Here is a 14,095-nt window from a genome sequence, read left to right as displayed (position 1 = left end):
AGGAGCGCTAACAATGGTCACCCCGCGTATCGAGCCGGCAAAGTTCGTTCAGATCGCTCGGCTGGTGGATCAACTGGTAGCCACGACGGACTTCAGCGCCATCCATGCGAGGCGCGCCGCCGCCCTGCGGGTCGACATCGACAGTATGGTCGAGATGCTGGCGCGCCCTTCGGATGGCGACGCTCTGCTTTTGGCCCGCGCCCTCGGACGGCTGTCGGCATGTCTGGCCTCGGCCCAGGGTCGGCGTCAGACGCCGTCGTCGCGGCGGGTGGAAGGCCGGCTGACCCGGTCGTTCCGGCGTATCGCGATGATGATCGCGGCCAGTGCGGTTCTGGCGGCGGTTCCTATGGCGGCCGCAGCGGCGGTCACCACCCCTGCGGTGGGCGCAACGGTGCTCAATCCCGAGACGAATGCAAATGAAACGGTGGTCGAGGTGCTGGCGACCGGCGCTGTCCGGACCAGCCTGAACAATGTCATCCTGATAGCCAACGCGGTCAACGACGTGTTCGCCAATCCGGCGGGCGGCGACTTCACCGTAACGGCGGTCGTCAAGGACGGCGCCGGGCGGGTCATCGGTTTGACCGTAGAGAACGACGCGGGCGTCACATCGGACATTGACGTTGTCAGCCCCATCGCCGCCGCGCCTGACGCCCCGGCGGGCGGCGCCCTGACCCTGCCCGCCGGGGCGAGCGACCTGAATGCGAGGTCGGACGTTCGCCGAGGAAACGGCGGGTCCGGCGGGAGCACCGGGGTCTTGTTCGTCTCTGCCGGTTCCGGCGGCGGCGGGGCCAAGGGGCCGACGTTCACCAGCGACGTCGGCGACCCGACGACGAACGTAACCACGGTCACGGCCGGCCTTCCCGGCGTCATTGCGGCGAGCATCGGGGGCGATGGCGGAACCGGCGGCAACGGCTATGCCGGCGCATCGGGCGCATCGGGCGGTTCAGGCGGCGCCGGCGGGGACGTCACCCTGATCTCGCGCTTCGCGCAGATTTCGACGACGGGCGACCGGGCGCACGGCGTCGTGGCCCAGAGCCGATCGGGCGTCGGCGGCGCCGGCGGGTCGGGATATCTGTCTCCGCGCGGCGGCAGCGGCGGCGCAGGCGCGAACGCCGGCTCGGCGACAGCAGTCAACTACAGCAACATCACTACGCGCGGAACGGCGGCGCATGGCGTGTTCGCCCAAAGCCTGGGGGGCGGCGCGGGATCCGGCGGCGGCAGCTATGGCCTGACCGGCGACGGCGGCAGCGGTAATCGTGGCGGATCCGGGGGCTTGGCTGAGGCCGAAAACCACGGCGCTGTCACCACCCTCGGCGCGGCGTCATACGGGGTCAGCGCACAGAGCGTTGGCGGCATTGGCGGGGACGCCGGCACGGCGGTCGGCCTGGTCACCTTCACCTCCGACGGGGCTGCCGGCGGCAACGGAGGGCAGGCGAGGGTGCGGGCCGCCTCCACCTCCTCCGTGACGACACAGGGGACGGCGTCCTACGGTCTGTTCTCCCAGTCGATCGGCGGCGGCGGCGGCAGCGGCGGCACAAGCGTCGCCCTGGTTTCCCTCGGCTCGGGCGGTGGCACGGGCGGCGTTGGGGGGCAGGCGCAGATCGTCGCAGACGATGGGTCTAGCGTCACCACCAGCGGGGTCTCGGCTCATGGCCTGTTCGCCCAGTCGATCGGCGGCGGCGGCGGAAACGGCGGATTGGGCATCGGCGTCGTAACCTTCGGCGCCAGGGGCGCCAGCGGCGGCTCTGCCGGAGATGTGACGGTCAAATCCGGTTCGTCGGTGTCCGTCACGGGCGCGGAGGCGCGCGGCGTCTTTGCACAGTCTGTCGGCGGGGGCGGCGGGTCTGCGGCGGGAACCGGCGGTATCGTATCTTTGGGCGGGAGCGGATCGGTCGGTGGTGACGCCGGCGCAGTCGCCGTCACGACGACCAGCGCAAGCCAGATCCACACGCGCGGCATTGGCGGCGACGGCGTGTTCGCTCAGTCGGTGGGCGGCGGAGGCGGTTCGGGCTCGACATCGGGCGGGGTGTTCGCGATGGGCGGGTCCGGCGGCGGCGGCGGCGACGGCGCTACGGTCAACGTCTCCAATAGTGGTACCATTCAGACCGAGGGCGTCAACGCCCGTGGCGTCTTTGCTCAATCCGTCGGAGGCGGCGGCGGATCGGGCGGCTCGGCCTACGGCCTGGCCGCGCTTGGCGCATCGGCAGGCCCCGGCAGCACAGGCGGCCTAGTCACCGTCACCAATACCGGCGCGATCACGACGGCCGGCGCCCAGGCCAACGCCATACAGGCCCAGTCGATCGGCGGTGGTGGGGGCGACGGCGGCACGAGCGGAGCCGCCTTCCTGGCCATCGGCGGCAGCGGGACGTCAGGCGGAGGCTCTGGCCTGGTCACCGTGAACCATGGCGGAGCCCTGTTCACATCCGGCGACGACGCCAGTGGTCTGTTCGCACAATCGGTCGGCGGCGGCGGGGGCAATGCCGGGTCGGCGACCACCATCGGCGCCTTTGTCGGGGCGGCGATAGGCGGAATAGGCGGATCCGGCGGCGCAGGCGGCGACGTCGATATCAACCTGACGCAGGTCACCGCCCTAGTCGGCGGCGTTAACCAACAAATCAATCCCCTGATCGTGACCAGCGGCGACCGGTCTCGCGGCCTGTTCGCCCAGTCGGTCGGCGGGGGCGGCGGCGTTGGCGGCTATACCGTTTCGGTCGCGGGGTCGGCTGCGGGCGTGGCGTCCGCCGCCTTTGCGGTGGGACTGGGAGGGTCAGGCGGGAACGGAGGGAGCGGCGGCGCGACCGATGTGATCTTCGACGGCGCGATCCAGACGGACGCCGACGATGCGCGCGGGGCGCTGATCCAGTCGGTCGGCGGAGGCGGCGGCTCCGGCGGATGGAACGTCACAGGCGCGGTGGCTCTGTCCGGCAAGGCGTCAGCTGGGGTCGGGGTCGGGGTCGGCGGAACCGGAGGCCTGGGAGGCGTAGGCGGGACGGCTTACGGCGCGATCGGCGGGGACGTCTTGACCCAGGGCGATCGGGCCACAGCGGTCACGGTCCAGAGCGTGGGCGGCGGGGGCGGCGCGGGCGGCTTCAATGTCAGCGGCGCGGTCGGCGGGGCCGGCGTGTTCGGCGGGGGCGTAGCCGTGGGCCTGGGCGGCGCCGGCGGCGGCGGCGGCGCGGGCGGATCGGCGACCGGTCTGACCGGCGGCGCGATAGAAACCCGTGGCGATCAGTCGGACGGTTTCCTAGTCCAGAGCGTAGGCGGCGGCGGCGGGGCGGGCGCCTTCAACGTCGCGGGCTCTATCGGAATCGGCGGGACGGTCGGCGTTGGAGTGGCGGTCGGCCTGGGCGGAGCAGGCGGATCTGGCGGGGACGGCGGCGCAGCGAAGGGCGCGGCCAGCGGCGCCATCCGCACGTCCGGCAACCAATCCAGCGGTATGATCGTGCAAAGCGTGGGCGGCGGCGGCGGCGCTGGAGCCTTCAACGTCAGCGGCTCCATCGGCGGCGCAGGACAGGGCGGGGTCGGCCTGTCGGTCGGGCTCGGCGGTGCGGGCGGCCTGGGCGGATCGGGCGGCGAGGTGGACGCTTCGTCGGTTTCGATCACGACCGTCGGCGACCAATCCGGCGGCTTCCTGGCCCAGTCGGTCGGCGGCGGCGGCGGCGCGGGTGGCTTCAGTATCGCTGGCGCACTGGGCGCATCGAGCAAGGTCGGGGCGGGGATTTCGATCGGCCTGGGCGGCTCTGGCGGCGGCGGCGGAACGGGCGCGCAGGTCGGCGCGTCGGTGGTCGGTAATGTGATGACATCAGGGGCGGACGCCGACGCCATCGTGGCCCAGTCGATCGGCGGCGGGGGTGGATCGGGCGGACTCAACATCGCCGGAGCGGTCTCGGGCGGTGGATCGGGTGCGGCCTCAGTCAGCGTCGGCCTGGGCGGATCGGGCGGCGACGGCGGCGGGTCGGGCGCGGTCAAGCTTGACGTCGTCGGCATCGCGGCCACGGGTGGCGCTGGCAGCGACGGGATGGTCGCTCAATCGATCGGCGGCGGCGGCGGAAGCGGCGGCTTCAACTTCGCCGGCAACCTCGCCGTGTCCGGCGGATCGGGGGGGACGATCGGCGTCGGTCTCGGCGGTTCCGGCGGCGGCGGCGGAGACGGCGGGGCGGTGATCCTAAGCGCGACCGGTGGTTTCGACACCAATGGCGTGCAGGTCGCGGCCGTCACCCAAGGCGTGCTCGCGCGCGCGATCGTGGCCCAGAGCGTCGGCGGCGGCGGCGGCAATGGCGGCTTCAACCTGACGGGCGGCATCGCGGCGTCGAAGGCCGGCGCCGGCAATCTGGGCGTCGGGGTGGGCGGCGGCGGCGGGGACGGCGGGGACGCCGCGGCAGTCGAGGCGAATGTCCTGGGCCTGATCGCGACAACCGGTGACGGCGCATCGGGTATGCTGGTGCAATCGGTCGGCGGAGGCGGTGGCAACGGCGGCTTCAATATCAGCGGCGGCGTCGCGGGCGCCAAGACCGGCTCCGGCAACATTCTGGTCGGGGTCGGCGGCTACGGCGGCGACGGCGGAAACGCCGGATCGGTCAAGGCGGGACTGACGGGCGACACACAAACCCAGGGCGACGACGCTTTCGGCTCGACCTTTCAAAGCCTTGGCGGCGGCGGCGGTAACGGCGCCTTCAACATCACAGGCGGCGTCAGCCTGTCGCTGGACGGACCTGCGGGCAATATCGGGATCGGCGTGGGCGGTTTCGGCGGCGACGGCGGCGACGGGGCGGACGTGGACGGCGTCATCACAGGCCGTATCACCACCAACGGCGACCGATCGTACGCGGCCCTGTTGCAGAGTGTGGGCGGCGGCGGCGGCAATGGCGGACTGAATGTCACCGGCGGGATCACCCTGGCCAGCACGGGGACCGGCACGCTCGGGTTCGGCCTGGGCGGTTTCGGCGGCGGCGGCGGGGATGCGGGTCACGTCTATGGCGCGCTGGATGGCTCGGTCAGGACGTCTGGCGATGAGGCGTTCGGCGCCCTGCTGCAGAGCCTGGGTGGCGCCGGCGGCAATGGCGGACTGAACGTCACGGGCGGCTTGTCGCTTTCGGCGGGCAATAACGCCGCGACCACGCTCGCCCTGGGGGTTGGCGGGTTCGCGGGCGGCGGCGGATCGGCTGACGCGGTTCGCGGCGTCGTCACCGGACGATATGAGACATCAGGTTCCAATGCCGACGGCGTCATCGCCCAAAGTCTGGGCGGCGGCGGGGGCAATGGCGGCATCAACCTATCGGGCGCGGTCGCATTGTCTGCGGGAGCGACAGGTACGGCCTCGGTCGGCATCGGCGGTTTCGGCGGGTCAGGCGGCAATGCGGGATCGGTGAACCTGGTCCGCACGGGCGACACCTCCACCCGCGGGGCGAACTCGGACGGCGTCATCGCCCAAAGCGTCGCGGGCGGCGGTGGGACCGGCGCAATCAACATCTCGGGCGGTCTGTCGGCCACCGTCAGCGGCAAGGGCAACGGCTTCGGCTTCGGCCTGGGGGGGTTCGGCGGCGACGGCGGGGATGCGGGCAACGTGTCCGCGACGGTGACAGGCAATGTCTGGGCGCGCGGCCTTGGCGCCGACTTCACAGCGCCGGTTGAGACGGCGCCGTCGGGCTCGGCTCAGGCCTATGCGATCCCGGCCTATCGTGTTCGGGCGGATGGCTCGAACGGGGTCCTGGTTCAATCCGTCGGCGGCGGAGGCGGCTCAGGCGGGGTGAATGTGACGGGCGGGCTGGCGATCAGTCTGCAGCAGGGGCGTGCGGTCACCCTGGGCATAGGCGGCTTCGGGGGAGCGGGCGGAGACGCCGGCGAGGCGCATCTGACGCTCGCGGCGCCGACAGCGGATCGCGTGCAGGTCCAGTCCGTCGGCGACAACCGTTACGCCGTGGCGGTTCAATCCATCGGCGGCGGCGGCGGCGCGGGCGCGCTCAATGTCTCGGGCGGCATCGCCACCGATGGGTCGCTGACAGCGGGTATCGGGGGTTTCGGCGGCGCAGGCGGTCTGGGCAAGGCCGTCACGGCCGCGGTCGACGCCGATCTGTTCGCCTCAGGCAACGGCGCGAGAGCCTTCCTGGTCCAGTCGGTCGGCGGCGGCGGCGGCGCGGGCGGCATAAACATCACCGGCGGGGTCAGCGCCAGTCCGGCCAATGAGGAGCCGTCGATGTCCTTCGGCGTCGGCGGGTTAGGCGGCGCGGGCAACCGCTCGGGCGATGTCGCCGCCAGCCAGATCGGCCAGATTGTCGTGGACGGCGTCAACGCCCATGCGGTCGTGGTTCAGTCGGTGGCCGGGGGCGGGGGCGACGGTGGCCTGAATGTCACCGCCAACGCCCAGGCGGGTTCGGCCGTCAAAGGTCTGCGCAGCCGCGGGGTCGCCATCGGCTTGGGCGTCGGCGGAACGGGCGGAACGGGGGCCGACGCCGGCGCCGTGGTGCTGAACAGTCGTGGCGATATTTTCGTCAACGCCGTGGCTGGTCCAGACGGCACGCTGAGCGCTGCAACGTTCAGCGGCGACTCGGTCGGGGTGCTGGTCCAGTCGATCGGCGGCGGCGGCGGGGTCGGCGGGGTCAGTGCGACCGGCGTGGTGGCGCCTCTTGGGCAGCCCGTCGCTATCGGCGTCGGCGGCTCGGGCGGATCAGGCGGCGATGGCGGCTCGGTCACCGTCGTTCGCGGCTACGACGGTGCGACGGCCGCGCCGGGCGTCATCCGCACCTTCGGAGACAATTCGGATGGTCTCATCGCCCAGTCGCTCGGCGGAGGCGGAGGACGGGCGGGCGTGAATGCGACCTTCGCCATGACGGTCGGCGCGGGCGCAAATGATCCTGTGGCTGCGCTGATCTCGGTCGGCGGCGGCGGCGCCGGCGCGGGCAGCGGCGACGCGGTGTCGGTGCGCCACAACGGCGACATCTGGACCTCGGGCCGCGACAGCGACGGCCTGATCGCCCAATCGATCGGCGGCGGCGGCGGGAACGCCAATTTCAACATCGGCCTGGGCGCGTTGAACGACGCGAAGGCGTTGAATTTGGCGGTCGGCGGCGCGACGGGCGCGGCCGGAACGGGCGGAGACGTCAGCGTCGATCACGTCGGAACCCTTGTCACGACGGGCGACCTGTCGACGGGGATACATGCGCAATCGATCGGCGGCGGAGGGGGCGACACCTCCACCGACATGGCCATAGGCGCCCTCGCCAAGAGCTCAATCGACATCACGATCGGACGCGTTGGCGGCGTCGGCGGCTCGGCCGGCGGCGTAGCCGTCAAGACCGCGGGGGTGATCAGGACATCGGGGACGACGTCCGACGCCATCGTCGCCCAGAGCATCGGCGGCGGGGGCGGCGACAGTAGCGCGATAAGCGGCGGCGGAACCCTGGGGACTGGGACAGGAACGGCGGCCAATTCCTATACGGCCGCCATGTCGATCGGCCTGAAGGGCGGCGTCGGCGGCGAGGGGGGAGACGTGCGCGTCGAGACCGCCAGCCAGATCATGACGACCGGCGACGAGTCGCGCGGCGTGCTTGCGCAGTCGATCGGCGGCGGCGGCGGGCGCGGCGGTTCCGCCAGCACCACGGTCATAAACGCCACCGTGGCCGTGACCTCTGCGGTCGGCGGCGCCGGCGGCGTCGGCGCGATCTCCGGCGATGTCGCGGTGACGAACACCGGGGTGATCGTCACTCGCGGCGTCCGGTCTGACGGCATTCTGGCCCAAGCCGTCGGCGGCGGCGGCGGCATGGGCGGCATGGCCTATGGCGCGGCGATCCAGGTCAAGTCGCCGCCTAGCGGCACAAGTCGGACGGCCTCGGTGAACGTGGGCGGCGTCGGCGGCACAGGCGCCATCGGCGGCGACCTCGACCTGCTGAACACCGGGACCATCGCCACCTATGGCGTAGGGGCCTATGGTGTTCGGGCCCAGTCGATCGGCGGCGGCGGCGGCATCGGTGGACTGACCATGAACGGTCGGATCCAGTACGGCGCCAGCGATTCGGTCGATGTGAACATCGGCGGCTTCGGTGGGGACGGCGGCTACGGCGGCGCAGTCACGGTCGCTAACCGCGGTCTGATCTACACCGAGGGCCGTGATGCGGCGGGCATCAGCGCCAACAGCATCGGCGGGGGCGGCGGCGACGCCGGCCTCGTGCTCGACACCGTCCTTGGCGGATCGACGTCCGGCAAGAATAGCCACCGCTTCGTGACCAATATCGGTGGCTCAGGCGGCGACGGCGGCCGAGGCGGCGACATTACGGTGACCAACACGCTGACCAGCGCCGACCACAGCGGCGAGATCGTAACCCGGGGCGAGCGCGCCTATGGGATCTTCGCCCAAAGCCTGGGCGGCGGCGGCGGCAACGGCTCGTCAGTCATCTCCCTGACAGGCCTAGCCACGACCGGCGAGAGCGTTCTGATCAGCCTGAACACGGGCGGTTGGGGCGGCACAGGGAACACGGGCGGGGCCGTCACCGTCGCCAACGCCGGTATCATCGATACCACTGGCGCCGGCGCACACGGCGTTCTGGCCCAGTCGATCGGCGGCGGCGGCGGCAATGGCGGCATCGCCTTCGCCGGCAACCTGCTGCTGGCGGCCTCGACCAACGTCCTGACGCGCGCGCCCCTTGTGACGGTCGGCGGCTTCGGCGGCGACGGCGGCGACGGCGGCGACGTGGTCGTCACCAACACCGGCAGTCTCGTCACGCGGGGCGATCTGGCTCACGGCGTCGTGGCGCAGTCGATCGGCGGCGGCGGCGGCAACGCCCAGATGGGCTTTGGCCTGACCCCCGACGTCGGGACCATGATCCTGTCCACGGGCGTGTCGGCCCTAATCGGCAACCTCGGCGGCGGTTCGGGCGGTGTGGGCGGGAACGTGACCGTCAACAACAGCGGGGATATCGCCGTCCTGGGCTCGGGCTCCAAGGCGATCGTGGCCCAGAGCATCAATGGCGGCGGCGGATCCCTGACATTCGATTTCGACGGCATCACCGGTGTGACAGGCCAGTCCTTCGTGCCGGCGACCGGACCGGCCGTCACGCCGACCCCTCTGATCGAAGCGCGGGCCGGGGGTGTGGGCGCCTCGCACATGAACGCCGGCAAGGTGACGATCAGCGACACAGGCACTTATCGCGTGCTCGGCGCCAATGGCGTGGGTGAGTTCCTGCAGTCCGTGGGCGGCGGGGGCGGATCCCTGATCCTGCGGGCGAAAATCGTTTCGCCGACGACGCCCACTTCAACGGCGGCCATTCCGTTCGTCTTCACCCTGGGCGGCGCAAGCGGCGTTGCGAACCTGGGTGGCGACATCGCCAATGTTCACAAGGGCGATGTCTTCACGACGGGGCTGAACAGCACCGGCTCCTTGATCCAGTCAGTCGGCGGCGGCGGCGGGCTGGGCCTGCTACAGATCGCCAGCGCTGACGACGGCCTGCTGGGCCCGATCACCGTCACCCTCGGCGGCGACAATGGCGTGGGCGAAAAGGGCGGCGACATCGTCCGGACGCAGCAGGGCGGGATCACTACAGTCGGAGCCCTGTCGACGGCAGCATTGCTGCAAAGCATCGGCGGCGGCGGCGGCTCGACCGGCGTCCTTCTGGACGGCGTGGTCGCCTCAACTGTCGCGGTCCCTTCCAGACTGACAACAATGTACGCATCAGCGCTCAACCGTCAGGTCGTATCCGACGCGGTTGTCCGGATCGGACTGGGATCGACCGGCGGAGCCGATCTCGACGGGGGCGATGTCTCAGGCGTCCTGTCCGGCGCGACACGGACCTATGGCGATCACGCCCTTGGGCTGTTGGCCCAGTCGATCGGCGCCGGCGGCGGCGAGGTGCGATTGGCCGGGGTCGACGAAGCCGAAGTCCGTCTGGGCGGCGTCTCCGGCGCCTCGGGCGCTGGCGGCGCGATCAACATCGGCAACACAGGCGTGATCACCACGACGGGCGTGCGTTCGCATGGCGCGATGCTTCAGTCGATCGGTGGCGGGGGTGGCGCGGTGTTCGGTCTGAGCACGGCGACGCCCTTGCTCAGCGCCGACAATAGCGGCGACGGCGGCGCGATCCGCTTCACTCAAACGGGCGATGTCGTGGTCGCAGGCCAAGGCTCAACCGGGGTCGTGGCCCAGAGTCTGGGCGGCGGCGGCGGCTGGATCGACGGCGTCTTCACCGGAACGGCGGGCGGGGAGGGCCGGGGCGGCGCCATCGATCTGGCGCTTAGCGGAGCCGTGATGGCCATCGGCGACGACGGCGTCGCCGTGTTCGCACAAAGCCTGGGAAGCCAGGGCGGCTCGGCCATGAACCTGGCGATCAACGGCCTGGTTCGGGGCGGCGCCGGAACCGGCGCCGGCGTTCGTTTCGAGGGCGGAGCCGCCAATACGATAACCACGTCCGGCTCGCTCTCGGCTGTGTCGGGTCTCGCCATCGAGGCAGGCGCGGGTGACGACACAGTTCGCAACAGCGGCGTCGTGATCGGCGATATCAACCTCGGAGCCGGCCAGAACGTGTTCCGCAACCTGACGAACGGGACCTTCATCGCCTTCGACACCATCGACTTGCGAGACTCGACGTCAGCGAATGGCCTGTTCGAAAACGCCGGTCATTTCAGGATGGGCTTGAGCGCTTCGCTGCTTCCGCTGGACTTGGCGAAGGGCGACGCCTTCAGCGATCAGGACGGCGACAGGGATCCGGCGCTCAACCTGCTGTATGGCGCGCGGGTCATCAATCAGGTCGCGCTGGACGGCGATTTCGTCCAGACGGCGACCGGCGACTTCGCTTTTGACGTCGCCTTCGGCCCCTATGCCTCCGATCGCGTCGATGTGACGGGGGATGCCAGGGTGGCGGGGACAGGAGACATCACCCTGACCTGGCTGGAGGACGCCAAGGCGGTGACCCTGTTCGCCACCGGCGGGGACGGGTTCGATCAAGGCCTGACCATCACCGACACGATCGCGCTGGACTATTCCGTCAAGGCGGACACGGACGGGATCCACCTCTCGTTCGTCAGCGACTTCGGGCAGGACTTCCTGAACGCAAACGGACGGGCCCTGGGCGCGCACATCGACTCGGCGCTCATCACCGGAGGGTCTGGAGGGATCGGGCGGCTGGCGGCCCTGGTCGGAAATCTTCGTGTCGGCCAGGAAGAAACCTATTCCACGATCTTCAACGCACTGAACCCCGAGCCGCTTGTGGCGCCGCTTCATCAGCAGCTGCTGTCGGCCGGTTCCTTCTCGAACGGGCTGTTTGGATGCCCGGTCCGATCGTCGGACAAAGACGGCTGCGTTTGGGTCACGGCTGACAGGGCCGAACTAAACCATGCGGGCGGGCCGGACACCCTTTCCGTCCGCAGCGAAGGCGCTCGCTTCCGCGGCGGGTTTGAGAGGCGGCTCGATAGCGACTGGTCCGTGGCCGTGGCTGTCGGCTACGACAATATCGATCGCTTCAACGTCGATACGTTCCGGGCTCACGGCCAAGGCGACGCGGTCCAGTTGGGCCTCGGACTGCGGCGGTCGGACACCCGGATCGGCGACCTCGGCGTCTATATCACCGGCGGTTGGCAGGCGATCGATCTCGAACGGAAGGTCTCGGTGTTCGAGCCTCAGGTGGGACGGTCGGCGCCCGAGAGCACCTATGTGAAGCTCGGAGCCGAAGTCGGGAAATCGTTCGTGGCAGGCCGCCTGTTCGCACGACCTTCGCTGGGCGTTTCCGCCATCGCACTGCACCAGATGGCCCAAGCCGAAAGCGGTCTGGGCGGGCTCGGAGCAGAGACCTTGTCGGAGACCCAGGTCTACGGCGAGGTTACGCCGCAACTGGGGCTCGGCGTTCTGGTGACGGACAGGCCTGACACCAAGGCTTCGGTGGGTTTGAACGTTGGAGGCGTGTTCCGTTCCGACGACCGCATCACTGCGCCTGTCAGGCTGTTGGGCGGCAATCCGGACGCCGATCCCGCCCTGATCGGCGTTGCGATCGATCGCAACGCCTTAAGGGTCGGACTGGGATTGAACGTCGAGAGCACACGCGGCCTCGCGTTCAGCCTTTCCTACGAAGGCGAGTTCGGCAGCCAAACTGAAGCTCACAGCGCGGGCTTCACGCTGAAGGCTCGGTTCTGATGAGCCAAGCTTACGGTGTCGCCGGCAGGCTAGGCAGCCTGGGAAGTAGACTGCGTATCGGAGCGGTGCCTTATAGGGGATAGTCATCACACGCGGCGCGAGCAGAAGCATGCGCCGCCTACCCGGCGCGCTGGCTGATAGGGAGACCGGCATGATCCAGGCTAATCCAGCGGCGACGCCCGATGCATCAGCCGAGATGCCCCACCGACCGATCTCCAAACGGTCGATGGCGATTGCGGCCTTCTCCACAGTCGTTGAGTGGTACGATTTCACGCTTTATCTCTACCTGGCGACCGTGATGTCACGGGTGTTTTTCGGCGGAGGCTCGGGCGCGCTGGCCGCCGTCCTCGGTGGGTTCGCCGTCGCCTATCTCGTGCGCCCGTTGGGCGCGATCGTCTTTGGCCACATCGGCGATCGGTTTGGGCGTCGGCGCATGATGTTGCTGTCAGTGGCCCTCATGACCGCCGCCATGTTCGCAACGGCTGTGCTCCCGACCCAGGCGCAAATCGGACCCCTTGCCGGATGGCTGCTGCTGGCGCTGCGCTGTGTGATGGGGTTTGCCGTCGGCGGCGAATATACAGGGGTCGTCGCCTACCTGTTGGAAGGCGCGCGCCCGGAACGGCGCGGTCTGGTCGCATCATCAGCCTCTGCAGCGAGCGAGATCGGCGCGCTTCTTGCGGTCGGTGTCTCGGCGGCCTGTGTCCACTCGCTGAGCGATGTCGCGCTGGACGGTTGGGGATGGCGCATACCCTTTTTCATCGGTGCAGCTTTGGCGGGCGTGGTCTGGCTCGCGCGCGCCACGATGCAGGAGTCGCCAGACTTCCAGCGGCAAGTGGCGGAGGGCACCGTGCCGCGTCGCCCCCTTCGCCACGCCCTCGCGCACCACCGCGTGGGCATCATACGAGGTTTCGCGATCTCGGCGCTCGGATCGATCACCTATTACGTCGGAATAACCTATGTCCCTGCTTTCCTGACGACGACCGGGACCATGGACGAAGGGCTGTCGCTTTGGTTGGCCACGATTGCAGCGCTCGCGGTCATCCTGGTGACGCCGTTAACCGGAATCCTCTCAGATCGGATCGGACGAAAGCCTGTGCTCATCGTACTGGCTATCCTCGCGGCTGTTCTGCCGACGACGCTCTTCATCCTTATGGCGAACGGCTCTACCCTCCAGGCCCTCTTCGGCGCGGTGAGCCTGGCTTGCGTCGCCGGCGGCGTCAGTGCTGTCGGCGCTGTTGCAACCGCAGAACAGTTTCCGGGTGAGGCGCGATTGACCGGGCTTGCCCTGGGGGCGACAGGAGCGACTGCGGTGTTCGGCGGATTTGCGCCTTGGGTGGCTCAGCGCATCATCGACGTGACAGGATCAGCGATGACCCCGGGCGTCATGATTGCGGTGGTCGCCCTATGTGTTCTTCCTATTTTGATGCTGGCGCCCGAGACCGCGCCCGGCAGAGGATCGGCGGCGAGGCGATAACCGCCGGAGGCCGACTTCCCCGCTAGGCCGCTGGTCAAAGCGCCCGAAAACCGAGGCGGACGGTGAAGTCGTGCGTGCGTCAGGCCGCGGTGGCGGGCGGCCTGGGGAACGGCGCGGGCTCTTTCAGTTGTGACAGGGCGGCTTGGTCCATCGTCCGGACGCCGCTGCTCGCCACGACTTCGCTGGCTCTGACGCCGCCGCGACGATCGAGCGTAAAGCGCACGGTGACAATGCAGGCGCCGCCGCCAGGGTGTCGCTTGTGGCGTTCGATCCAGGCGAGGACGGCGGCCTCATAGGCGTCAGCGGTGGAGACCGCCGCCGCCCCGATGACGGGGGCGCCGCCGCCTGCGGTCAGGCCGGGCTCGGAGGCCGGGCTGAGCCGCCCGACACGACCGCCGCCGCGCTCAGACCGTCGTGTCGAAGGCGGCGAAGGATCAGTCGGGTCGGCCTTCGTGGCCAAGTTATCGATGCTCACAGCCAGCGGGGTGGAGGGACGCGGGGTCGGGGGG

The 14,095-nt window shown here is 70.0% G+C and carries 3 protein-coding genes; 2 read left to right on the top strand and 1 reads right to left on the bottom strand.

Annotation, left to right across the window (positions count from 1 at the left end; genetic code table 11):
- The first annotated feature begins 13 nt into the window (after positions 1–13).
- Together CHRYSEO8AT_RS00015 and CHRYSEO8AT_RS00010 are read left to right on the top strand one after the other, a co-directional pair.
- Positions 14–12,112, top strand: coding sequence for an autotransporter outer membrane beta-barrel domain-containing protein (locus tag CHRYSEO8AT_RS00015; protein ID WP_159844509.1), 12,099 nt, complete (start codon positions 14–16; stop codon positions 12,110–12,112).
- Positions 12,113–12,263: 151 nt separating this feature from the next.
- The gene (locus CHRYSEO8AT_RS00010) at positions 12,264–13,586 is read left to right on the top strand and encodes an MFS transporter (protein WP_236547369.1); all 1,323 of its coding nucleotides are present in this window, start codon (positions 12,264–12,266) and stop codon (positions 13,584–13,586) included.
- Positions 13,587–13,665: 79 nt separating this feature from the next.
- On the opposite strand, the gene CHRYSEO8AT_RS00005 is transcribed toward CHRYSEO8AT_RS00010, so the two are convergent.
- Positions 13,666–14,095, bottom strand: a 430-nt coding sequence (locus tag CHRYSEO8AT_RS00005; protein WP_236547368.1) for a TonB family protein, incomplete at its 5' end; no start/stop codon positions are given.

The sequence above is a fragment of the Brevundimonas sp. G8 genome, from assembly GCF_902506205.1.
Taxonomy (GTDB): Bacteria; Pseudomonadota; Alphaproteobacteria; order Caulobacterales; family Caulobacteraceae; genus Brevundimonas.
This window is presented reverse-complemented; position numbering and strand designations above follow the sequence as displayed.